Origin of the sequence: Longimicrobium sp. (genome assembly GCA_036387335.1) — a bacterium.
In the GTDB taxonomy this organism is placed as follows: Bacteria; Gemmatimonadota; Gemmatimonadetes; order Longimicrobiales; family Longimicrobiaceae; genus Longimicrobium.
Map to the genome: position 1 here is coordinate 1 of DASVTZ010000126.1, position 22,555 is coordinate 22,555.

The window sequence follows — 22,555 nt, forward strand, 5'->3', positions numbered from 1 at the left end:
AGCGCGGCGAGCGGGGCGACGGAGCGCGGATCGCCCGCGTAGCCCAGCCCCAGCACCGCCGCGTCGCGCCGCAGCGGCTCGCCGGAGCGCAGCGCGGTGAGGAGGGCATCCGTCCCGCCTTCGAAGCGCCGCCTTCCCAGCAGCCTGGCGGAGACGCGGCGGACGCAGGCATCCGGGTCGCCCAGCCCGTCGCGCAGCGCCGCCACGTCGTCGGCCGACGCGGACTGGGCGCCGAGCCAGGCGAGCACGCGGCCGGTCGCTTCGTCGCGCTGCACCAGGGAGGGCGCGTCCTCCGCGTCGCCGCCGCCCATCCCCCACCCGTTGCCGACCGACTGCGACACCAGCTCGCAAGCCACCGGCGAGATCCCGCGCACCGCGGCCAGCAGCGGACGCGCGCCGCTCTCCTGCGCCTCCGTCGTCTCGGCCCGCGGGCGCTCGACGCCGCAGAAAAGCGCCGCCGGCACCAGGACGAGGGCGAGCCCGGCCATGGCGGCGGCCCTCGGAAGGGGCCGCCGCACGAATGATTCGATCGTGTTCATGGGTTCGTTCCGCCTAGTTCATGGGGCGCGGACGGGGACGCGGGCGCGGTTGAGGCCGCGGCCGGGGCCGGGGATCGGGTCCGCCGCCGAGGGCACGGGCCGCGGCTCTGCGCACTTCGGGATTCGGGTCGCGCAGCAGCGGCTCGATGGCGGCCACGTCCCGCGTCTGCCCGAGCGCCCACAGCGCGTTGGCGCGCACCGACTGGTCGTCGTCGCGCAGCAGCGCGCTCAGCTCGGCGGGGGCGCGGTCCGGCTCCACCTGCCCGATCGCCCACGCCGCCGTCGCGCGCACGGCGGGTACCCGGTCGCGCAGCGCGGCGGTGAGCGCGGGCATGGCGGATTCGCGCTCGATCTCGCCCAGCGCCCACGCCGCCGTCTGCCGCACGCTCGCGTCGGAATCGCCCTGCAGCACGCGGCTGAGCGGCGCCACGCCGGACTCAGCCTCGATCTGCCCCAGCGCCCACGCCGCCTGGTTGCGCACGCGCGGGTCGGAGTCGCCCAGCACCGTGGTCAGCGCGGGCACCGCGTCCGCCGATTCGATCTCGCCGAGCGCCCACACGGCGGTCTCGCGCACCTCGCGGTCGCTGTCGCGCAGGGCGGCGGCGAGCGCGGGCACCGCCTCCGCCGCTTCGATCTGCCCCAGTGCCCAGGCGGCGAGGCGGCGCATCGCCACGTCACCCTCGCGCAGCACGGATGACAGCGCGGGGACGGCGGTGCGGCTCTCGATCTCGCCCAGCGCCCACACCGCCGTCTCGCGCACCTCGGTGTCGGGGTCGCGCACCGCGCGGGCGAGCCCGTCCACGGCGGCGGGGTCCTCGATCTGCCCCAGCGCCCACGTGGCGGTGCGGCGCACCTCGATGGAGCGGTCCGACGCCATCGCCTGCACCAGCGCGGCGGTCGCGGCACGGCTCTCGATTTCCCCGAGCGCCCACGCGGCGGTGTTGCGCACGGTTGCATCCGAGTCGGTGCGCAGCGCCTCGATCAGCGCCTGCACCGCGCGCGGATCATGGAGCGACCCCAGCGCCCGGATCGCGCTCAGCCGAACGGTGCCGTCCGCATCCCTGAGCGCCGCCACCAGCGCCACCACCGCGCCCGCGCTGCTCTGCGTCACCGTCGCCTGCGCCTTCGCTTCCACCTGCGGGGTCACGGCGGCCTGTGCATCCGCCGCCGCCTGCGCCGCCGCGCTCGCTGCCTGCTGAATCGCGGGTGCGGACGCATCTTTGAGCGCCGCGATGGGCGCGGGCACGGAGCGCGGGAGCACCGAGAGGACGGCGGGCGCCGCAGGCGGCTTCTCCGCCACCTTTGCCGAAACCACGCGCGCCTCCACACGCCCCGGCGCGGCCGGGATCGCGGCGAGATCGGCCGTGATCGCCTCCACCGGACGCATCGCGCCGACGGCGGCCACGACGGCCAGGAGGCCGCCCATGGTCAGCGCCGTCCGCGCGCGTCCCGGCGTGCCGCGCTCCACGCCCGGCTCCAGGATGGCGAGGAGGCGCCCTTCGAAGGTGGACCGCTGCGCCATCGGCAGCGCGACGGCGGCGGGGACGCGCGCCCGGCCGATGAGGCGCACCATCTCCAGCAGGTGCGCGGCGTACGCGGAGGCGCGGGTGCCGGTGCTCAGCACGGCATCGTCGCAGCACCGCTCCGCCTCGGCGCGCAGCTGGTGAAGCGCGAGCCAGGCGAGCGGGTTGAACCAGTGCACGGCGCACGCGAGCTGGGCCAGGGCGAGCGTCGCCACGTCGCGCCGGGCCACGTGCGCCAGCTCGTGCCGCAGCACCACGTCGCGCCGCTCCGCCGGCCACTCGTCGCAGTCGGCGGGAAGGAGGACGACGGGGCGGATGAACCCCCACGTCATCGGCATCTCCGACCAGCGGGTGCGGATCAGCCGCGCGCTCGGCGCGTCGAAGGTGCGCGAGATGCGGTCGGCCGCGGCCGTCCACTCGCCGTCCACCATCCGCTCGCCCGACCGCGCGAGCCACCACACCATCGCCGTCCCTGCCAGCACGCGCAGCACCAGCACCGACGCCACCAGCAGCCACACGCCCACCATCAGCGTCGTGCGGTCCACGTCCGCCGGCCACCACGCGGATGCAGCCGGCGCCTCGCGAACCGGCTCGGCGACCGTCCGCGGCGAAGGCGCGGCCTCCTCCACCGTCTGCGACACCGCGGGCGCCGCATCATCCCGCGCCACCTGCGCCCCCGCCAGCGAGGCGGGGAGCACGGCGATGCGCACGGGGATCAGGTGCGTGAAGGGCAGGGCGAGCACGCCGGCGACCGCGGTGGTCCACACGATGTGGCGCACGGCGGCGGAGCGGCGGCGCAGGAGGAAGGCGAGCACCCCCGCCACGCCCAGCACCAGCGTGGACTTGAGGGCAAGCTCCGGCAGGTAGCGCCCGGCGATCTGCAGCGCGGACGAGAGCTCGTCGATGGCCATGCTACCTCCCCTCGTCGCGGGCGGCATCCACCTGCTGCGCCAGCCGCCGCAGGTCCGCATCGGTCAGCTTGCGCCGCGACATCCCCAGGAGCGCCGCCGCCGCCGCCTCCACGCTTCCGCCGAAGAAGGTGCGCACCAGGTGCCCCAGCGCCGCCGATCGCGCGCTCTCCTTCGCCACCATCGGCTTGTAGAGGTAGCGCGGGCCATCCTGCAGGTGCTCGACCTCGCCCTTTTCCACCAGCGTGCGCAGCGTGGCGCGCACGGCAGAGTAGCTCGGCGGGTCGGGGATGCGCTCCAGGATGTCGTTGACAGTGGCCTGGCCCAGCGCAAAGAGCACGTCCATCACCTGGCGCTCCCTGCGGCTGAGGTGTGCGGTGAGCTCGGGACCCATGCGGATCTCTCTCGTGAGGAGGTGGGGATCGTCCTGCGGGAATTCCAGCACAGTGCTGGAAACCCAGCATCCTGCTGGATATCTAGCACCCTCTTTCCAGGGCGTCAAGGATCTTGTTCACCGAGTCCACTTTCTTGACCCGATCGCCCCGGCGTGGCATCGTGACACTCATGATCGACGACAGCAGCCACAACCGCATCTTCGAGGTCGTCCGCCGCATCCCCGCCGGGCGCGTGCTGACCTATGGCGACGTGGCGGCGCTGGCGGGTCTTCCCGGCCACGCGCGCCTGGTGGGCTACGCCCTGCACGCCCTCCCCGACGGCACCACCGTCCCCTGGCACCGCGTGATCAACGCGCGCGGCGGCATCAGCACCGGCCGCGCCTACCCCGGCGGCGAACTGGTGCAGCGCTTCCTGCTGGAAGGCGAGGGCGTGGAGTTCGATGCGCGCGGGCGCACATTGCTAGCGCGATATCGGTGGGAGGGTGGGTGAGGCGGGCCCCCTCCAGGGCCCCCTCCCCCGCTCGTCACCTCGCGGCCCCTCCCCCAAAACAACCTGGGGGAGGGGCGGTGGCAGCCATTGGTGCCCGTTCCCTTTTGTCATCCTGAGCGACGCGCCCCTCTGGACTCGCCCGTGCTCCGTCCTGTGGCGCGGAGCGAAGGATCTACTGCGCGTATCGAGGGGACTGGGGTGAAGTGCGGGACTCCTGCCTCGCAGGCTAGATCCTTCGTTCGCCGCCGGAAGGTTGGTGCCCAGCCGGCTTCCGCGAGGCGGCTCGCTCAGGATGACAAAAGGGGCGGGGAGGCGCTGTTCCTCACGCACTAACGCACTAACGCACTAACGCACTAACGCACCCCTCCGGTCCGCATCCTGCTTTGTAGCTCACGCGGATGGCGGCTGGCTCACAGATCCCAGGAATCGCTCCGTTGACGGCAGGGCAGAACGAGGAGACGAAGTACGACGCCTCGGCGTGGATGACGCACATGCGCGGCGGCGACTTCGAGGCGGCGTGGCGGGTGAGCGACGCGGTGCTGCGGGGACGCGTGGGCGCATCGTGCGCGCACTGGCCGCGCCACGAGCAGTGGGTTTGGAACGGCGCGCCTCTCGACGGAAAGCGCGTCCTCGTGCGCTGCTACCACGGCCTCGGAGACACGCTGCAGTTCATCCGCTACATGCCGCGGCTGCGGAAGGTCGCGCGGGAGGTGATCGTGTGGGCGCAGCCGGAGCTGATCCCGCTCCTTTCGACGGCGCGCGGCATCGATCGCCTGCTACCGCTCCACGACGGCGCGCCGGAGGTGGAGTTCGACGCGGATGTGGAGGTGATGGAGCTGCCGCACGTCTTCCGCTACACGCCGCGCACCCTCCCCGCCGAGGTCCCCTACCTGCACGCCGATCCCGCCCCGCTCCCCCGCGACGGACGCCTGGCCGTGGGCCTGGTTTGGAAGGCGGGCGACTGGGACGAGCGGCGCTCCATCCCGCCGGAGCTCCTGGCGCCGCTCGGCGAGATTCCCGGCGTGGAGCTGCACGTCCTCCAGCGCGGTCCGGGATTGCGGGAGCGCCCGGCCGGGTTCGGCATCGACTCCGGCTCGGACGACGTGCTGGAGACGGCGCGCGTGATGAAGGCGCTCGACCTGGTGGTCACGGTGGACAGCATGCCCGCGCACCTGGCAGGCGCGCTGGGAGTGCCCACCTGGACCCTGCTCCACGCTGATCCGGACTGGCGTTGGATGGAGGGGCGCGAGGATTCGCCCTGGTACCCCACGATGCGCCTCATCCGCCAGGAGCGCGCGGGCGATTGGGCGGGCGTGGTGGCGCGCGTAGCCGCCGATCTGGCGACGCGCGCGGAACCATCCGCGCGCCGTGGGGTGTAGTTTTATTAGCACCTCGTCGCACGGACGCCGCTTCCGCCCACCCCTCCGGACCTACATGACCCACCCGCTTCGCCCGATCCTGACCCTGGGCGCGCTGCTGCTGGCGGCCTCCACCGCCGCCGCGCAGGGCACCGTGATCCCCGGAACGGACGGCTACAACGACTATCCGCGCGGACGCGAGGCGTACGTCAAGGAGGTGCAGCAGGAGGTGCGCGTCACCCTGGCGCAGCTCCTGGACGCAATGGAGCGCGGCGATGCGGACGCCGTCGCGCGCCTCTACACGCGCGACGGCGTGCTGGTGTACCCGGATGGCGACGCGGCCCGCTCGCAGCGCGAGATCCGCGAGCGCCTGGCCGCCGACATCCGCCGCATGCCGCGATTCCGCATACAGGAATCGGACGTGGAGGCGAGCGGCGACATGGCTTTCGTCTCGGGGATGTACGTGTACGACGACGTGAGCGGCGGCGGCGCGCCCGTCGCGCGCCTCGGCAACGTGAGCCTCGTCCTCTGGCGCACCTGGGAGCGCCAGTGGCGGATCCGCTTCATGGTCCTCGGTGGCCCGCTGCAGCCCAAGATCTGACCTGCCAAAGCAAAAGCTCACACAGAGAACACAGAAGGAACTGCAAGACACAGAGAAAACCCTCTTGCGGTTCTCTCTGTGTCTCTGTGTGAGGCCCAGGGGATGATCGCGCCGAGCTTCAGTCCGCCGTGACCACCGATGCCATCTGCGCGTTCGAGACCGAGGCCGCGGGCGCGTCGCGAAAGGTGGCGAGCACCTCCATCAGCCGCGCGACGTCCGCATCGTTGCTCGCGATGCCGACCGAGGCCCGGATGGCGCCGACCGCGTAGTCGTTCATGCAGTCCGAGAACTGCTGCAGCGTGAACGTCTCCGGAGTGAGCGTCTGGATGCAGCGGAACGCCTCGTCGTCGTGGTACTCGAAGGCGAACTCCGCCGCGCCCGGGTTGCAAAAGAAGCCGGTGCGGATGGAGACCCCCGCCTCGTTGGTGCGCTGCTCCACCACGCGGAAGTCGACGGTGCCGCCCTCGGGATCGATCAGGTTGAACGCCACGCTCCCGCCCCGCATCACCGTCCCCTCCGGCCCGTAGACTCGCACCATCGGCGCGCCGTTGGAGTGCCGCAGCCCGGCCAGCTCGCGGAGGAGCAGGTCGGTCAGCCGCATCACGTGGGCATTGATGCGCCCCATTCCCATCTCGCCCAGGAAGTCCAGCCCCGCCGACACCGCCGAGATCCCCAGGTAGTTGAGCGTCCCGTCCTCGAAGGCGCGCCCGGTGACGTGCGACAGGTGCACGCTGTTCTGCGCGGACACGAAGCGCACCGTGCCGCCGGAGAACCAGGGCCGGTGCAGCTCGCCCAGCATGTTGCGGCGCGCCAGCAGCGCCCCCACGCCGGTCGGGTAGCCGAACATCTTGTAGAACGACAGCACCGCGAAGTCGGGCCCGTACTTCCCCAGATCGAGCGGGCTCGTGGGGACGAACGCCGCCGCGTCCAGCAGCACGTGATAGCCGCGGGCGCGCGCCGTCTCCACCCATTCCAGCGGGTGCTTGACGCCGCTGAAGTTGCTCTGCGCGGGGAAGGCGAAGAGGTGGTGCTTCCCCGGCTCCGCGCCGGCGAGGTGCTCCTCGACGTCGTCCACCCGAAGCTCACACCCCAGCGGGACGTAGCGTACGTCGGCGCCGCGCGCGGTGGCGTACTCGCGCATCCCGTTGACGGAGTTGTGGTTGTCCGCCGTCAGCAGGAAGCGGCCGCCGGGCTCCCACGGGTACGCTTCGGCGATCAGCTTGAGCGCGCCGCTGGCGTTGAGGGTGAAGATGACCTCGTAGCTTTCGGGATCGGCGTTGAAGAAGTCGAGCACCTTGCGCCGCGCCTCCTCCACGAGCGTCGTGGCGGCCATCGACGACGGGTTGCGCGAGTGCGGGTTCCCGAGCACGCACCCGCACAGGTAGTCCGCGTGCGCGCGCACCTGGCTCTCGGCGTAAAGCCCCGCACCCGTGTAGTCGAGGTACACGTGCCCGCCGCGGTCCAGCCGGCTGAAGTCGCGCCTGCGAAGCTCGGCAAAGGTGTCGGTCATGCGTTCACACCCGGGATGGAGAAGGTCAAGGCTACCAGGAGTTTCGCTCAAACGTTCGCCGCAGCACGACGCGGAGGTCCGGGTCGAGCGCGCTCGGCTCACTCTCGGACACCAGATCCAGACGCGCCGTCACCTCAGCCTCCGCGGCGATGGCAACATCATCCGAGACAGCCTCAGAGTTTTCCTTAGCTTCGTCCACCTGGATACCTCGATCAGGTCACGCGAAAAGGAGACGCCCGCGAGGTTGTGGAATCTCACGACCCAGCTCCCGGGCCGTGGCGATCCACTCGTCGATGACGACCTTGACATCGCCTACCGCTTCGGCGTACGTGGCCCCGTCGGCGGCGCAGCCCGGCAACTCCGGCACAATCGAGATGAAGGCGCTGTCCTCGTCGCTCCAATACACGATCAGCTCGTAGCGATGCTCATTTTTCATCCGAGCCGCTCGACGTCGGTATCCGGCTGGTGTGTCGCCGCAAGGCGGAGTGCATCGGCGCAAAGATCCACGCCGCCCGGCCACTCCAGAAATCGACCACCATCCCCTATCACGACTCCCGAAAACACCTCGGGATCTTTGAGCGCCGAGAGCACGCCCCCCTTTGCGATCTGCGGGCCCAGCTCGACTCTGGCCGCGGTACCGTCCGCAAAGGTCAGGTCGAGCGCCTCGGGAGGCGCGGGCAGGGCGCGGGTGATGATTGCGAGCATAGCGGCCTCATGGAGTTCAGTCGAGCGGAGCGATCTGGGACGGAGCCTGCCCATCCTGGCACCTGCGCCAGTTCTGGAGCAGCTCGAGCTGGTGCAGCGCAGTCCATTCCAGCACCATCGACCTCACGCGCCCGGGCGCCGCACCGTCGAGGATGCTGACGGGCGAGATACCCACGACCAGCTCGTGCTCTCCATACACCGCGTGAAAGTGCGGCGGAGCGTGGTCATTGTAGAAGATCCGTATGAGGATCCCGTAGAACTGCGAGATCGTTGGCATGCGCGCCGTACGTTGGCTCGGAGCAGTTCAGGCTTCGCGCGTATAACATAGCCCATCCTGGCGTGATCGGGGAGCGGGCCGGTTCGCGGCGCGGTGGTGCCATCCCAATCCGCGCTTCAGGCGAAAAACAGCCGCCCGCGGGCTCGCGGTACGACACGCCCCATCTCCCGCGCCACCGAGATCCACTCGTCGATGACCATCTCGACGTTGGCAACGGACTCGGCGTACGTGGCTCCATCCGCCGCGCAGCCCGGCAGCTCCGGGACGAGCGAGATGAACGCGTTGTCCTCATCGCTCCAATGAACGATGAGCTCGTACCGATGTTCATTGTTCATCTGGAACTCCCACCATTCAGGTCTGAGCGCCAACCACCCTGCCGCGCCGCATCGTCTCGGGGAGGAAGATGGCGACGAGGGCGGCCATCGCCAGCGCTGCACAGGCGGCGACGATAGTGTTGCCGCCGAAGCCCCAGTACGCGTACGTCGCGCCGGCCAGCGCGCTCCCCACGCCCGAGCCGGCCTGGCCGACCGCCATCGACAGGCTCATCAGCGAGCCGCGCTGCCGGTCGGGGACGAGCTCGGCCATCATCGCCTGAAAGGGGGAGGCGCGCGCGGCAAAGAGCGCCATCGTCCCGCCGAAAAGGAGGTAGGCGCCGGTGATGGAGCGCGCCAGGGGCACCGTGGCCGCGATCCCCATCGCCAGGCCGATGCTGGCGCCGATCACCAGCCGCTTGCGCCCCGTGCGGTCGGAGAGCCGGCCGGCGGCGGGGCCCGTGAGCACCGTCGCCACGCCGCCGATGGCGAAGAGGAGCGCCACCTGCCCCGGCCCAGCCCCGCGCGCCTGCTCCAGCCAGGTGGGTAGGAAGAGGATGTACAGCGCCGTCCCCCCGAACATCCCGAAGCTCGACAGGACGGCGACCGCCGCCGCGCGCCTCTCGAGCAGCGCGCGGTAGTGGCGCAGCAGGTAGCGCACGCCGAGCGGCGCCCGCTGCAGCTCCACGTCCGCGTGCGGCACCCAGCGCACGATCATCAGCCACGCGATCCCCATCGTGGCGGCGAAGACCAGGAACGGCGCGCGGAAGCCGCTGCGCGCCGCCAGCAGCGTCCCCACGGGGATGCCGAGGACCTGGCCGGCCGCCATCCCGCTCATCACCCAGCCGTTGGCCCACCCCCGCCGCTCGGGTGGAAAGTAGTCGCCCACGTACGCGGCGGTGGCGCCCGTCAGCACGCCGCCGCCCGCGCCCGTGAGCACGCGCACGGCCAGGAACGACCCGAATCCCAGCGCCAGCGCGTGCAGCGCCAGCCCCACCGTCATCGCCGCCGCGCCGGCCAGCAGCATTCGGCGCCGCCCCACCCGGTCCGAAACGGGCCCCGCGACCACCGCCACCAGGGCGACGGCCACGGAGTACCCGGTGCTGATCCACGCCACGCGCCCCTCGGAGATGCGGAGCTGCTCCGCCACGCGGGGAAGGATCGGCGCCAGGATCATCGTCTGCGTGGTGACGGAGAAGACGAGGAGCCAGAGCGCCGCCAGCGTGGCCCAGGCCGGGGGGCGGCGGGCGGGAGCCGTCACCCGTTGGCGGCGCCGCCCAGGTGCTGCTCCAGCGCGTCCGCCCGGATCTCCATGCGCGACTCGTGGAAGACCGGCTTCCCCTGCCGCAGCAGGATCACCTGCGGCGACTCGTGCGTGATCCCGGTGCGCTCCTCGATGCTGTCGCTGAGGTCGCGGCTGGCGTGGATGTCGATGATGTTGATGGGCGCCTCGGGGTGGCGCTGCTCGAAGTCCGTCATCTGCTCGTGCGCCATCGCGCTGATGGGGCAGGTGGTGTTGTGCTTGAAGAGGATCGCCTCGTCGGCGCCGAAGAGCTGCTCCAGCGCCTGGCTGTCGGTCACGTCCCGCATGATGCCTCCCTTGGGTGCGATGTTGCCGCTCGGATCGCGCGGCGGGCCGCCACCCCCGCGCAAAGGCCGGGCCTGCGGCGTGGGCCCCACCCCCAGCGTCGCTCCGCGACGCATCCCCCTCCCCCCAAAACTGCCGGGGGGAGGGGGCATGCTGGATCTCTGCATTCTGCCCAGATCTCGTAGGGGTGCGATTCATCGCGCCCGCGGCCGGCGTCACACCGTGGCCCGTTGACGGGATTGCCTCTGTAAGCACCACATGCATACAGTTGTGGTGACTGTCGGCGAGCGCGAACTGAAGGAGGGAGACATGGACCATGAGGATACCATGCTGGTAAAACGGCGCCTCCCTGACAGGCGGCGCGGCGAGACGAACTGGGCGCGCGTGGATGCGCTCACCGATCAGGAGATCGAGGCGGCGGTCGCGGATGATCCCGATGCCCCGCCGCTCCTGGACGAGGAGTTCTGGGCGAGCGCCGAGTTGGTCGTCCCGGCGGGAAGGTAGCAAGCGGAATCGCCCACGCCGGGGCCGCCAACGGAACGCTCATCTGGGCCATGGACCTCCCGGAATCGTGGACGGGTATCCCCTGCCGCACGTGACTGAAATTGCGGTCGCGTAGAAGCGGGGCCGTCGGCTCCGTCCACTCCTTCCCGGGGGCAACATGAGGCTTGCGACGTTGGTGATGATCGGTGCGGTGGCGGCACTCACGGCCGGTTCCGCATCCGCACAGGCTGCGACGGACCAGTCCAGCACGCGCGGGCTGGGCGTGGGCGTGAGCTTCAACGCGAGCGCGGTGGGCGTCGGAGCGCCGAGGGAGGCGAACACGGGGAGCGGAGTCGGTGTGGCCGTAGGATACGGGGTCAACGAGCACCTCAGCTTCTTCGCCCGTACCAACTACGCCTACCGCTCGTCGCACCTGGATGCGGGTGTGCGCTACAGCTTCGGCGGTCCGCGCGCGGCGCTGCGCCCGTACGCGGAGCTGGCGGCGACCCGCGCCGGTACCACGCCGGCCGAGGGGTTCCGCTCGACCGGGTACGGAGCGACCGCCGGGGTCGGGGTGGAGTACTTCGTCAGCCGCAAGCTCGCGCTGGACGTAGGCGTCGTCCATTCGGAGGGGCGGTTCACCAGCCGGGAATTCGCCGGCGAGCCGGTCGACGGCACGTTCCGCTTCACCTCATCGCGCCTGAACATCGGGCTGAAGTGGCACCCGTAGAGCGCTGACGGGGAACGAACATCGAGAGGGTGCTCACACGGCCGGGTGAGCACCCTCTTCGCTTTTCTCATTCGCAAGCACCACCAGGAGCACGCCGGCCAGCACGACCGCCGCGAACAGGTACCCGGCCGCGCCCAGCCGCTCCCCCCACACCAGGTACGCGGCGATGGCGGCGACGACGGGCTCGGTGGTGGCGACGGTGGCGGCGCGCGTCGCCTCGATGCGGCGAAGGCCGGCGCTGTACAGGAGGTACGAGCCGTAGGTGGGCACCACGGCCAGGAACACGAGGACCGCCCACGTGGCCGCGGCCTTGTCGGGATGGAAGCGGAAGAACGGAAGGAGCCCCGCGGCGCCCAGCGGCAGTGCGTAAAGGAAGAGCGTGGGCGTGGGATAGCGCGGAAAGTAGCGCTTCCCGAAGACGTAGTGCGTCGCGTATGCCCACCCTGAGACCAGCCCCCAGAAGATCGCGCCCGCCCCTACCCGCACCTCCCCGCCCGCCGCGCGCGCCAGCCCCGCCACCCCCACCAGCGTGAGCGCGAGGGCGAGCACCTTGCGCCCGCCGAGCGTCTCCCATCCCAGCAGCCAGGCGAGGAGCGCCACCCACACGGGCGCCGTGTACAGGAGCACCGCCGCCAGCGACGCGCCACCCAGCCGCACCGCCTGCATGTACGACGCGAAAAAGAGCGCGATCCCAACCAGCCCGAACGCGAACACCGCGGGCACGTCGCGCCGCTCGACTCTGACGCGACGCAGCGCCGCCGCGTGCGCGCCAAAGAGCACCGCCGCGATCGCCGCGCGCCAGAACGCGATCTCCAGCGGGTCGATTCCGTCGCGCAGCGCGAACCTGGAGGCGGGGCCGAGCAGTCCCCAAAGCACCGCCGCGCAGACGACGTAGATGTATCCCATCATCCCGGTGGCGCAGTCAACGGCATTGCCTCACGCGGAGACGCGGAGACACGGAGGAGGAGAAAATGGAGGCTCGTATTTCTCTCTCTGCGTCTCCGCGCCTCCGCGTGAGACCCAAGGAAAGTCAGATCGACTCCACCGAAACCCGCTGCCACGCGCTCCAGCGGCCACCTGCCTCCAAGCGCACGGGCACGGCGACGCTCCCCGCCTCCACGCACAGCATCTGGAGGTACTCGTCATCGGCCATGTCGTCCAGCTTCGCGGCGCCCTCGATCCACGGGTTCCACACGACGGCGTCGGCGAAGCCCCCCTTCTCCAGCACCAGCATCCGCCCGCCGGCGCCATCGCGGATGCGGAGGAGGTCGGGGGCGTCGCGGTAGACACGGTCGAGCGGGGCGTGCACGGTGAGCTCGTCTTCGTCCTGCGCACGGTCGCGGTCCAGCTCCTTGTCGTGGAAGGAGATGCCTTTGAGGCCGAGCACCGCCGCCTCACGCACGTCCGCCACGCGGAAGTAGCTGTGCAGCGCCGCCGTGAACTCGATCTCCTCGTCGCCGCGGTTGAAGACGTCCAGCCGCAGCTCCAGTCCGCGCTCGTCCAGCACGACGGCGAGCGAGGCCAGAAAGGTGTGCGGCCAGAGGTTGAGCGTTTCCGGCGAATCGGTAAGGACGAAGGTGGCGCGCGCCACCCCTTCCGCGCCGGCGGCCTCGGGGAGCGCCCATTCCGCCACCCGCGCGAAGCCGTGCTTGGGAAGCGGCCCCTGCTCCGCGAACTGCGGGAAGATGACGGGGACGCCGCCGCGGATTGCGCTGGCCGCATCGAAGCGCGCGCGGCGGCTCACGAAGAAGACCTCCTCGCCTCCCGCCGGCACGTACGAGGTGAGGTGCGCCCCGTGCGCGTACGCCTCGGCGCGGGCGCCGGAGGGGTGCGTTAGGATCACGCGCGGCAGGTCGTTCTCGCCCGCCTCGACGGCGGCGGATGGGTCGGTCATGCGGGGTCTGGCGTGGATGGTTGCCGTTTCATGCGACTGCGCGTCCGCAACATCGCTGTCGCGGACGCGCGAGCCTGCTCGATCAGCCGCCGTTCACCGCGAGGGGGACGGCGGGGTTCCCGATCCACCCGCCGTTCCCCCGCTGGGCGGCGATGGCGGGGGAGGCGGCGGCGCGGGCGGCAGCACGATGGTGTCGCGCGGCGGCGTGGGCGTCGGCGCTGGGGGTTGCGGCTGCGGTTGCGGCTGCTGCGGCACCGGTTGGGGCGCCGGCGGCTGCGGCTGGGGCTGCGGCTGCTGCGGTACCGGCTGCGGCTGCGGCGGCTGGGGTTGCGGCTGCTGCGGCTGCGGTCGCGGCTGCTGGGGGACGGGCCGGCGCGGCGCCTGTCGCTGCGGCGGCAGGTTGGGGCGCGGACGCTGCACCGGCTGGCGCTGAACGGGCTGCGCCGGAGCCGGGCGCGGCACCACCTGCCCCGGCTGCGGTGCCGGAGCGCTGGGCTGGGGCGCCGGCTGCGTGATTACCGGAGCATTGCCGCCGTCATCGGGGTTAGACGGCTCCGCCGGCACCTGCACCGGCTCGCCGCCGCCCGGATCTTCCACCGGCTGCGTGGGGCCCGGATCGACCGGGAGCGGCTCGTCGGCCGGATCGTCCTCGGGCTCGCCGCCGCTCGTTCTCACGGAGTCCGCCGGAACGCCCGGCGACCGGTCCACGTCGCCGCCGCCCCGGTTCATCGCCCACAGCCCCGCCACCAAACCGAGGAGGAGGATCGGCAGCACCAGCATCCACGCCGGGCGTTTGCGGCGCGGCGGGGGCGGGGTGGGGTTTTCGCGCAGCGGCGGCGGCGGTGCGGCGGGCGGCGGCGCGTGCTGCACCGGCACCGCGGCCGCCACCGGCACGACGACGGGCGTGGGCGCGATCACCGTCCGCTCGTCGTCGTCGTCCATGATGGGCGGCAGGGAGGTGGCGATCAGCGTGCCGCTGTCCTCCTCGTTCTCGGCTGCATCCAGCGCCGCCGCGAACTCCCCCGCGTCCGTGAAGCGGGCCCCCGGCTCCGGGAGCATGGCGCGCTCGATCACCGCCGCCAGCTCGGGCGACACCTGCGGGTTCAGCTCGCGGATCGGCTGCAGCGACGACGGCGAGCCGGAATCGCGATCCGCGCCGAAGGGCTTCTTCCCGGTGAGGAGCTGGTAGCCCACCACCCCCAGCGCGTACACGTCGGTCGCGGGGGTCAGCGTCAGGTCGCCGCGCAGCTGCTCCGGCGACGCGTACGCCGGCGAGAGCGGCGCGGCGCCGCGGGTGCGCGTCATCGACCCGTCGTCGTCGTCCGCCGTCAGCCGCGCGATGCCGAAGTCCAGCACGCAAACGCGGAACGGCTGGTCCCCCTGCGCCTCGGCCAGAAAGAGGTTCGCGGGCTTGATGTCGCGGTGGATCAGCCCCGCGCGGTGCCCCACGGCGATCCCCTCGGCCCCGTCGCGCAGGATGCGCAGCGCCAGTGGCAGGGGAGGACGCCCTTCGCGCGCCAGGTACGCGGCCACGTTCTCGCCGCGCAGCAGCTCCATGACGATGAAGTCGATCCCCGTGTCCGGATCGGTCCCGAAGTCGTAGACCGGCACCACGTTGGGGTGGTGCGGCAGGGCGGCTGCCGCGCGCGCCTCGCGCTCGAAGCGGGCGCGCATGTGCTCGCGGAGCTCGGGCGTGGGCGCGGGAATGGAGAGCACCTTGACCGCGGTGGGGCGCCCCAGCCGCAGGTCGTCGGCGCAGTAGACCACGGCGAACCCGCCGCGGCCGATCACCTCTCGTATCGTGTACCGTTTCACCAGCGTTCGGCCGGTGAGCAGCTCTTCGAACCCTGAAGACATCGTGCGTTCCGCGGGCGGTGGGTGCGCGCTCCGGTGCCCACTGCGGGCAAAGAACCCCACCCCGGCAAGATGCGGTCCGGGCCGGTGCGGTCCCCGCAGGGGCGCGATCCGTCGCGCCCGCCCTCGCCCCTATCGCGATCCCCGCCCCGCCCCACCGATCCCGTAGGGGCAGACCCACGTGTCTGCCCGTGCCTGCCGATGCGCCGACCTCTGCCGGATCGCGCCCGTGCCCCGCGTTGTAACCAGATAAAGGTGCCGCGACCGCGGTTCCACCACCCCGCACCCGCCGCGGCACCCACCCCGTCACGCCCCGTGCCCGCCCGACCCCTGCGCGGGAATGGCGCCGCACGCCACGGGCGCCATCGGGTCCGCCCCCGCGCCGGCGTGGAAGTTCACCACGTGCTGCCCGTTCATCACTGTCCCCATCGACACCTTCACGGTGCTGGTGGAAGTGCCGGTGCCGCCCGCCATCGCCACACTCTCCAGCGGAGCCACCACCGGCCCCAGCTGGTCGCACGTCCCCGAGTGGATGTGGCCCGGGTGCGTCGCGGTCCCCTGCCCCTGGAGCGTGACGGTCACCATCGTCTCGGCGGCGCCGTGCTCCATGATCTGCGCCTGCCCGGTGACCCCGGAGTTGTTGAGCGCCGTCAGCTGCACGGGAGTGGTGGCCGAGCTCTGCCCCGTCATCGTGCTCTCCGCGGGCGTGGTCGGCGGAGTGGTGGCACTCGGCGCCGGCGACACGGCTGCGGTCGTCGTATCCCCGCCCCCCTCGGCACCGCCATCACCGCCGCCCCCGCAGGCAGCAACCGACAGCGCAAGCGCCGGCAACACCCATGTCCGAAACGCGATCATAGTCTTCTCCTGTCGATGTGGACGCACGGCCGCATTGGCCAAGCGCGCCTCCCGCCATGCAAGCCCCGTTCACACACCCGGGTGCACGCCCCCGCATCAAAACCGCGCACCGACCCTCAGCAGCGGCCGGTTGGCGGGATGGTCGAACGAGTGCACCGTCTTCCCCGCCGCGATCACCTCGCGCACAAGCCGTATGAGGTGCCCGCCGGGCGAAGCGTGCGGCACCACCAGCTCCCGCGCCAGCGACGCGACCACCCGGTTGCGCGCCTCGGCCGTGGCCGCGCTCAGCTCCACCACGTCGTCCGCGAACGGTGAGACCAGCAGCAGGCGCCCCCGGTCCAGCGGCGTGCGCCAGCGCACCGGAATCCGCGTCGCCGCAAGCCCGCGCGCCAGGCACACGACCACGGGCTGCGTCCCCTCTAGGAGCACCTCCAGGCACCCCCGCTCCACCGGCGACAGGAACCCTCCCACCACCGCAAACCTCAGGTCGCGCGCGGACCGGGCCCACGCCAGCGCGTGCTCCTCCAGCGGCGGCGGCACCCGCCGCGAGCACAGCAGCCCGATCAACGCCTGGTCCAGCAGCGCGACATTCCCCAAGATCGAGAGCTCTGGGCCGCCCGCGATTCGTACGTGGGTATAGGGCGTTTTCACCACGATCCGCAGCGGGTGTGGGCAAGTGCTCGCTCTGACAGGTGCAGGTGCTGGTTGCCGGCGTGCGCACACGGAGTCGCTTCCGCAAAGCCCGCGTTGCCGTATGCACCCTTCTCGAGCGTACGCACACGGGCGCGTCAACGACCCAGGGGCGTCCATCGCTCCAGCGACCCCATCGCGCCAAGCGCGTCGCGGTGGATCCCACGCGCAAGCTCGCTGAAGAACTCCGCGATGGGCGATTCCGACCGGCCGGCGGTTTGGAGTAGCTGGCGGAGGCAGAGCCCGAGCCCGCGGAGGTCCTGGTCTACGCTGGCGATGTAAGAGTCGTCGAACTGCTGCTTCAGCCAGTCCTCCGCACCTTCGGGGAAGAGGTCGATGGCCGAGCGCGGCACCTTTGTGCCGATCGGCCTAGAAGCGGGCGCCGCGATGATGACTGCCTGGACACGTGCCCCGGTGCGGCCACGGGCGGGGCGGAAGACGAGCGTCCGTGGCGTGAGGACACCCACGCTCAGCGGCGGGTCAGATCGATGCGCGGCGGCAAGGGAACCCAGCAGGCTGGACGCGATGTCGTAGAGCTTCACCTCGGCCTTCGCGGGCCACAGTGCTCCGCCGCCAGCCAGCAGCGACTCCAGTCCAATACCGATCGCCGGGCGGAGGGCGGCGTAGGGTCCGGCGTAGCCCTCCGCCTCAAGGGTTCCGCAATGAAGTACCTGCGCCGCAGCCCCCGGCAACGTGGCTTGCAGGCGGAGGAGGAGCGCACTCTCGGCCTCGAGCGCACCGAGGTGGGACGAGCGTCGTGGACTTCGGCCCCGCAGCAGGCGGAGCCATACGCGCTCCGGACCCGCCGCGGGGAATTCCGCGAGGTATCCCTGCAGCGCGCGCGACCGGTAGAGGTGGACCGGGTTCCCGTCTGCCCTGCGCACCAGAACGGGACTCCAGGGTTCCCGCAACGGGGCATTGAGGAGGGGAGGGGGGCGCTGTATGGAAAAGAGGAGATCCTGCCCCGCGGGGCGCCGCCCGTATACACCCGGCGCGGGGATCACCTCACCCTGCTGAACGAGGCGGCCGGCTTCTATCCCGGGTGAGAGCAGCTGCGTCTGGAATATGGCCGGGTAGAGAGTACGCCACCAGAAGCTCGTCCGCTGCTCCCACCGGAAGTACGGCCGGAGCCGGTCCGCTTCCAGCTGGGTAAGCGGGGGAATGTAGCTGGGCTGAGCCAAAACGAGCTGCACCTCGCCCGGCCTTCCCGTCGGTACGGCCTCCAGCGGTGTTACTACGTCGGTGCGGATCACCACGGTGGTGGCGTCTACTGGAAAAGCGTACCGGCGGGTCACGGTTCGTTCCGCCGGCGTGCGTGGCAGAGCCGGTGGTGCAGGGCGATGGTTTCGGCATATACCCAGCTCTCGTCGGCCGTCAGCGTCTCCGAGTCACCGCGGGAAGCGTACTGGAGCGCGAGCTCGGCGGAAGGATCTCGTTTGGCGGCGGAGAGCAGCGACTCGAGCGTCTGGAGATGCACTCCGGCGCCGTGCCGGAGCAGCCTGCGTGCCTCCCGGTGGAGAGGAGCCCGATCGATCCTGGAGAGGGTGAGGAGCATCTCGTACTGGAACTCGGGGCCGCCGGGGCTGTGCGTGACGTCAGGGCCCGCATCGGCCAGCCAGAGATTGATAGCCTCCTCCCGGGCCGCCAGCCGGGTGGCCCCCGTTCGCAGCCAGAAGCGAACCGCGTCCAGTGCGCGCAGCGAGCGGCAGGCGCCGATCCGCTCTTCAGTGACCCCGCTGACGGATTCCCATCTCGCCCAGGCGCCGGGAAGCGCTTCGGCGTATCGGAGCCGCATGCGGCGGAGCTCGGCGCGCAACTCCTCCACGACGTCGAGCAGGTGCACTATCTCTCGCGCGTGCCGTGCGAAGGCCGCCATCTGCGCGAGCGTGCTGTGAAGTGGTTCCTCGTGAAGACGCCACGGTCTCTCCTGCGCCAGGGTGGCGCGTGCGAGGCGCGCTTGCGGGCCGTCGAAGAGCGAAGCACCGCGACGTGCGAGGAGAGCAAACCGGGACGCGATGCCTGGAGTGCCCGGCCAGCGCGCGGCCGCTCCGGCCCTGGCCTCGCAGGCGTCTGCCTCCGCCGCCCGCACGATGCGCCAGCCCGGCCCCGCCTGCGCGCGTCCGTACGCGGACCAGCCATCCAGGATGAGAGGCGAGGGCGCCGGCTGCGCGTCGGGCGCTACTTCGGGCGGCAACCCGGCCTCCCTCCCGAGGAGCTCCCCGGGATTACGGGGTGGAGGAGGAGCTCGATCCTGCGGTCGCGGGCGTCCGTGGAGTCGTTGCGCACCCTTTGCCTCGTGTCACGCGGGAAGTACTCCCCCCGGCCGGAGGGGATGACGCTGCAGGGGTCCAGCCGGACGCTGTCGATCATGAACTCGGCGACCGTCGCGGCTCTCGCCGTGGAGATGCCCCAGTTCGTGAGCGCCGAGCGTCTGGCATACTGGGTACGGTCCGCATGGCCGACAACCTCGATCTCGCGGATCAGGCGGCCCAGTCTGGCGTCCCGCGTCACCTGTCCGATGGAATGCAGCGCGGCCCGACCCTGTGGCTTCAAGTCGACCAGCCCGCTACGGTTCCGCGGAAACGTGACGTTCTCTTCGAGGATCACCAGCACGTCAACACCGACCTTCTCCACCGAGAAGGTCCGCTGGCGGTCGGCCAGGCTGTTCAACTCCGCGTACAGCCGGTCCACCTCGGGCCCCTTGCCGCTCGCCTGCACGTACCCGAACGCCATCACTACGAAGAAAACCAGCATGATCATGCTGGTTGCGGCAAAGAGATCCGTGAATGCCGGCCACGGGCCTCCGTGATCCGTGCCGCTCGGGCCGCCAATCTCCAGCGACTCATCCTGATCGAAGCTCATCGCCGCGTGCCATTCTTCGACGTGCCGAACCAGCGCCGCCAGACCGGCCCCGCCAGGCGAGCTTCCAGCGACTCGACGGCACCTGACAGGCGGTCGAGGCTTTCGGCGGATGCCGCCACTGGGGAGCCGGGTTGCCGGCGAAGCTGTTCTTCCAGCAACTGCAAGGTGAGCGCGACGCGCTCCAGCACCGGAGCGCTCCCCCTGTCCGCGGCTCCGTTCATCGCGGCCTGCATCCCTTCCTCCACGGCACGGGTAACGCGCTCCATGGCATGCGCGCCCCCAAGTGAGTCCGCGGCTTCCGTCATCGCGGCCCGCACCCCCTCCTCCACGGCTCCGGCTACGGCGGATGCACTCCTTCCCAGCTCGGCGGCGACGATCTCGGAAGTGTCGCGTCTCAGCGTTTCGAGGCTGGAGCGGTGCTGCGTCTCCGCCTGCGTAATCGCCGATGAGATCTGCCGCGCTTCGGGGAGCAGGAGATCCACCGACTCGCGTATCCCCCTGTACTCGTGCGCCGCCCGGCGCGCGGCACGTGTGTGCCGGGTGGTCGCCTGCTCGATCTCCGCCAAGCGCGCGCGGATCGCGGAGGTAGCGCTCTCGGCAAAGGTTCCGAATGCCTCGCGCGACTGCCGGAGCTCGCCCGCCGCCGCGGAAAGCTGCGTTCCGGCTTCGGCAAGGGCGTCGCTCCGGTGCGCGAGCGTCCCCGCGATGCTCTCGTAAAGCGACGTGGCGTGCTGTACCGAGAGGGCGACTTCGGTGAGGTGGCGCTCCACTCCGTCCAGCCGCTCGCTGCTCTCCGACGCGAGCCGCTCGCGCTGCTCGCTCAGGATCGTGTCGAGCGTTTCGGTGGTCTTGTCCAGCGAGGTCTCCACCGTGTGGCTGAGTCCCTCCAGCGAGTCGCCCAGCTTCTCCAGGTTGCTGGAGATTCCCTCCAGGTTTCCCGTGGCCTGCCGAAGCGCGTTCAGCGCCTCCGTGAAGTTGCTGGTGGCGACCGTCTGGCTCACCTTCTTGTACACGTACAGCGACGATGCCTGCTCCAGCCGCGCCAGCATGTTGTTGCGCCCCAGCCCCAGGCCGAACGAGGCGAGCCCCAGCGCGATGGAGCCCAGCAGCGCGCTGAGGTTGGCCCCGAACGCCCCCGACACCATGCGCAGCGCGTCCTGGAGCGCCGGAACTCCCCCCGTGCCCGCCGCCACTCCCAGCGCGTCCACCAGTGCGGGCATGGAGGCCTTCACTCCCACGAAGGTGCCGAGTACGGTGAGCAGCAGGAGCAGAGTGGAGATGTAACGAGCCGCGTCGCCCACGCCCGCCGCACGGGAAAGGGCAATGGCCCGCAGCTCTGGGCCGCGCAGCGTGTCGTGCGGCTGCGCGCCCTCGCTGGCCATGCGCAGCACGCGCAGCACGCGGTCGTCCATCAGCGTCTGCACCCGCGGCGCGGCCACGGCCCTCGCCTTCGCCTCTTCGAGGTGGAAGAGGGCAGTTTTGCCGCCCATGAGAAGCGCCCGGTCCCGGGGCGCCAGCAGCACCAGCTCCAGGTGATCGCGCCCCTTCGCCAGCACGAAGGCGATGTCCTCCTCTTCCCTGCGAAGCCAGGTCCAGTCCCTCGCGGCGCTCAGTACCAGCGCGGCGACGGTGAGCACCACGCCCGCGACGTTGAGGATCTTCAGCAGGGCCGCGGTCTCGCCCCACCGCACGAGGCCGCTGGCGTGGAAGGCGGCAAGGCTGCCCCCGTAGACCAGCACGGCAAGCGCGATAAAGAGGAGAGCCACCTGGTCGCCGCGCCGGGGCGGCTGGAGGCGATCAGAATCCTGCGGGGGACTGCTCGTCATCGTTCGGCTACTCTGTCTACGGCCGGGCGCGCGCGCGGCCCTTCTGCCGCACGTGTCCCTGGCTGGAGGTGGGATCCCAGTCGATCACGGCGGGCGCGAGCGTATCGTACGCGCCGGTCCCGCCGCCCTCCAGGTGAAAGGCGGTTTCCAGCAGGGCGGCGGTGAGGTCGGCGAACTTGAAGTTGGGGTTGATCCATGCTTCGGCATGGTCCGCTCCCTCACGCCACCGGATCTCGATCATAGGGCGATGCGAGTTGTTGAGCCGCACCACCTCGTCTTTGGAAAGGGTCCCCTTGAGGATGCGGACACCCTCCGCGGCCGCACCTTGCCCCGTCCGAGACGGCGCGGCGGTGACCTGCGTCGGGTGTGGAACGTCCTGCCCGTGCCGGGCGTCGAACTTTTGTTGAAGCGCATGCACCTCCTCGAGCGTCTCTTCCACGCAGCGCTTGAGCGCCCGCACCTCATCCACCAGGCCGTTGAACGCGGGCCAGTCGGCCTCCGGCTCGGGGTCTGGCGTCCAGGCGGAACGCTGCGGGCGGTCCGCCTCGGAGAGCGAGCGGCGGGTCTGCGACCCGCGTAGCTCCTCCACCTCGTATCGCAGCTGATTCAGTGCGCGCGACAGGCGGAAGGCGGCTACGAGGCCCGCCCCGGCCAGCACGAGGGCGGCCCACCCCGGCCATCCACCGCCACGCGCTCCGCTGTCCCTCTGCGCGCTGGTGGGCTGGAGTGTGGCACCCCCGGAGGCTACCCCGGGGGCGGTGTCGCCCCGCGTCCGCCCGGGGGGAGCGCCCTTGGGCGAATCCGCCTCCGTCTGCCCCTTGGACGCGCCCACACCCTTGCTGCGCCCACCTGGTTCCTGTTTCCCTCGAGCGCCGGCCGGGCGCGCCCCGGGGGGGGTGTCGCGCTGCGCTCCTCCCCGCGGCGCGTCCCCAGGTGCGTCGACCTCCACCCCGGCCACGGTCGCGGCCCTGCTTTTGTCGCGCTCAACCACGCCCCGCTCCACGGCGTCTTCCTCGGTGGTGGCCGAGATCCCCGGGGCGTCGCCGGACAGCGCCAACCTCGCGCTCCACCCCACTATCCCGGCGGCCACCACGAATATCAGGATCAGCGGGACGGACGATGCGTGGCTGGACCGATACCTCTTCTTGTAGGGCAT

The 22,555-nt window shown here is 71.3% G+C and carries 26 protein-coding genes; 5 read left to right on the forward strand and 21 right to left on the reverse strand.

The genetic code is table 11. The annotated features are described in order from the left end of the window. The 3 genes from VF647_11665 to VF647_11675 form a co-directional block, all read right to left on the reverse strand. The coding region (locus VF647_11665; protein ID HEX8452747.1) for a HEAT repeat domain-containing protein at positions 1 to 539 on the reverse strand (539 nt) is incomplete at its 3' end. A gap of 13 nt (positions 540 to 552) precedes the next feature. Continuing rightward, on the reverse strand, positions 553 to 2,973 hold the full coding sequence (locus VF647_11670; protein ID HEX8452748.1) for a M56 family metallopeptidase: 2,421 nt from the start codon (positions 2,971 to 2,973) through the stop codon (positions 553 to 555). Between the two features lies 1 nt (position 2,974). After that, positions 2,975 to 3,364: a BlaI/MecI/CopY family transcriptional regulator gene (locus tag VF647_11675; protein HEX8452749.1), complete on the reverse strand. Its 390-nt coding sequence runs from the start codon at positions 3,362 to 3,364 to the stop codon at positions 2,975 to 2,977. A 170-nt stretch (positions 3,365 to 3,534) separates the two neighbouring features. Here VF647_11675 and VF647_11680 point away from each other — a divergent pair, with 170 nt between their 5' ends. The 3 genes from VF647_11680 to VF647_11690 all read left to right on the forward strand — a co-directional run bounded on the left by VF647_11680 (position 3,535) and on the right by VF647_11690 (position 5,814). Further along, positions 3,535 to 3,855, forward strand: coding sequence for an MGMT family protein (locus tag VF647_11680; protein HEX8452750.1), 321 nt, complete (start codon positions 3,535 to 3,537; stop codon positions 3,853 to 3,855). 434 nt (positions 3,856 to 4,289) lie between these two features. Continuing rightward, the gene (locus tag VF647_11685; GenBank protein HEX8452751.1) at positions 4,290 to 5,234 is read left to right on the forward strand and encodes a glycosyltransferase family 9 protein; all 945 of its coding nucleotides are present in this window, start codon (positions 4,290 to 4,292) and stop codon (positions 5,232 to 5,234) included. Positions 5,235 to 5,289: 55 nt separating this feature from the next. Then, a complete protein-coding gene (locus VF647_11690) occupies positions 5,290 to 5,814 on the forward strand; it encodes an SgcJ/EcaC family oxidoreductase (protein ID HEX8452752.1) in 525 nt (174 codons plus the stop codon). Positions 5,815 to 5,932: 118 nt separating this feature from the next. On the opposite strand, the gene VF647_11695 is transcribed toward VF647_11690, so the two are convergent. From VF647_11695 to ytxJ, 8 genes are all read right to left on the reverse strand, one after another. Next, positions 5,933 to 7,324 (reverse strand): aminotransferase class V-fold PLP-dependent enzyme, encoded by a 1,392-nt coding sequence (locus tag VF647_11695; protein HEX8452753.1) that lies wholly within the window; start codon positions 7,322 to 7,324, stop codon positions 5,933 to 5,935. Between the two features lie 31 nt (positions 7,325 to 7,355). Beyond that, entirely contained in the window at positions 7,356 to 7,523 is a 168-nt protein-coding gene (locus VF647_11700; GenBank protein HEX8452754.1) for a hypothetical protein, read from the reverse strand. Between the two features lie 18 nt (positions 7,524 to 7,541). Next, positions 7,542 to 7,760, reverse strand: a complete 219-nt coding sequence (locus tag VF647_11705) for a type II toxin-antitoxin system HicB family antitoxin (GenBank protein HEX8452755.1) — start codon at positions 7,758 to 7,760, stop codon at positions 7,542 to 7,544. Then, a complete protein-coding gene (locus VF647_11710; GenBank protein ID HEX8452756.1) occupies positions 7,757 to 8,029 on the reverse strand; it encodes a DUF2442 domain-containing protein in 273 nt (90 codons plus the stop codon). Before VF647_11710 ends, VF647_11705 begins: the two co-directional genes overlap by 4 nt. 16 nt (positions 8,030 to 8,045) lie before the next feature. Next, positions 8,046 to 8,306 (reverse strand): DUF4160 domain-containing protein, encoded by a 261-nt coding sequence (locus VF647_11715; GenBank protein HEX8452757.1) that lies wholly within the window; start codon positions 8,304 to 8,306, stop codon positions 8,046 to 8,048. A gap of 116 nt (positions 8,307 to 8,422) precedes the next feature. Then, positions 8,423 to 8,641: a type II toxin-antitoxin system HicB family antitoxin gene (locus VF647_11720; protein HEX8452758.1), complete on the reverse strand. Its 219-nt coding sequence runs from the start codon at positions 8,639 to 8,641 to the stop codon at positions 8,423 to 8,425. Between the two features lie 16 nt (positions 8,642 to 8,657). Beyond that, the gene (locus VF647_11725; GenBank protein HEX8452759.1) at positions 8,658 to 9,878 is read right to left on the reverse strand and encodes an MFS transporter; all 1,221 of its coding nucleotides are present in this window, start codon (positions 9,876 to 9,878) and stop codon (positions 8,658 to 8,660) included. Then, the gene (gene ytxJ / locus VF647_11730) at positions 9,875 to 10,207 is read right to left on the reverse strand and encodes a bacillithiol system redox-active protein YtxJ (protein HEX8452760.1); all 333 of its coding nucleotides are present in this window, start codon (positions 10,205 to 10,207) and stop codon (positions 9,875 to 9,877) included. The genes VF647_11725 and ytxJ overlap by 4 nt, the downstream gene beginning before the upstream one ends. Before the next feature lie 307 nt (positions 10,208 to 10,514). On the opposite strand from ytxJ, the gene VF647_11735 reads away from it, so the two are divergent. Then, positions 10,515 to 10,709: a hypothetical protein gene (locus VF647_11735; GenBank protein ID HEX8452761.1), complete on the forward strand. Its 195-nt coding sequence runs from the start codon at positions 10,515 to 10,517 to the stop codon at positions 10,707 to 10,709. 157 nt (positions 10,710 to 10,866) lie between these two features. Beyond that, on the forward strand, positions 10,867 to 11,418 hold the full coding sequence (locus VF647_11740; GenBank protein ID HEX8452762.1) for an outer membrane beta-barrel protein: 552 nt from the start codon (positions 10,867 to 10,869) through the stop codon (positions 11,416 to 11,418). Between the two features lie 33 nt (positions 11,419 to 11,451). Here the strand turns inward: VF647_11740 and VF647_11745 are convergent, their stop codons facing one another. The 10 genes from VF647_11745 to VF647_11790 form a co-directional block, all read right to left on the reverse strand. Continuing rightward, positions 11,452 to 12,327 carry an EamA family transporter gene (locus tag VF647_11745; GenBank protein HEX8452763.1) on the reverse strand — a complete coding sequence of 292 codons (876 nt, stop codon included), beginning with the start codon at positions 12,325 to 12,327 and terminating at the stop codon, positions 11,452 to 11,454. Between the two features lie 121 nt (positions 12,328 to 12,448). Beyond that, a complete protein-coding gene (locus tag VF647_11750; protein HEX8452764.1) occupies positions 12,449 to 13,312 on the reverse strand; it encodes a D-hexose-6-phosphate mutarotase in 864 nt (287 codons plus the stop codon). Between the two features lie 93 nt (positions 13,313 to 13,405). After that, positions 13,406 to 15,169, reverse strand: a complete 1,764-nt coding sequence (locus VF647_11755) for a serine/threonine-protein kinase (protein ID HEX8452765.1) — start codon at positions 15,167 to 15,169, stop codon at positions 13,406 to 13,408. 303 nt (positions 15,170 to 15,472) lie between these two features. Continuing rightward, the gene (locus VF647_11760; protein ID HEX8452766.1) at positions 15,473 to 15,856 is read right to left on the reverse strand and encodes a hypothetical protein; all 384 of its coding nucleotides are present in this window, start codon (positions 15,854 to 15,856) and stop codon (positions 15,473 to 15,475) included. Between the two features lie 261 nt (positions 15,857 to 16,117). Continuing rightward, entirely contained in the window at positions 16,118 to 16,618 is a 501-nt protein-coding gene (locus VF647_11765; GenBank protein HEX8452767.1) for a hypothetical protein, read from the reverse strand. Between the two features lie 191 nt (positions 16,619 to 16,809). Beyond that, complete coding sequence (locus VF647_11770; GenBank protein ID HEX8452768.1) at positions 16,810 to 18,006, reverse strand: hypothetical protein; 1,197 nt, start codon at positions 18,004 to 18,006, stop codon at positions 16,810 to 16,812. Beyond that, positions 18,003 to 18,554 carry a hypothetical protein gene (locus VF647_11775; protein ID HEX8452769.1) on the reverse strand — a complete coding sequence of 184 codons (552 nt, stop codon included), beginning with the start codon at positions 18,552 to 18,554 and terminating at the stop codon, positions 18,003 to 18,005. The genes VF647_11770 and VF647_11775 overlap by 4 nt, the downstream gene beginning before the upstream one ends. Before the next feature lie 335 nt (positions 18,555 to 18,889). Then, entirely contained in the window at positions 18,890 to 19,573 is a 684-nt protein-coding gene (locus tag VF647_11780; protein ID HEX8452770.1) for an OmpA family protein, read from the reverse strand. Continuing rightward, positions 19,570 to 21,399: a hypothetical protein gene (locus VF647_11785; GenBank protein ID HEX8452771.1), complete on the reverse strand. Its 1,830-nt coding sequence runs from the start codon at positions 21,397 to 21,399 to the stop codon at positions 19,570 to 19,572. Before VF647_11785 ends, VF647_11780 begins: the two co-directional genes overlap by 4 nt. A 16-nt stretch (positions 21,400 to 21,415) precedes the next feature. Then, positions 21,416 to 22,555 carry a hypothetical protein gene (locus VF647_11790; GenBank protein HEX8452772.1) on the reverse strand — a complete coding sequence of 380 codons (1,140 nt, stop codon included), beginning with the start codon at positions 22,553 to 22,555 and terminating at the stop codon, positions 21,416 to 21,418.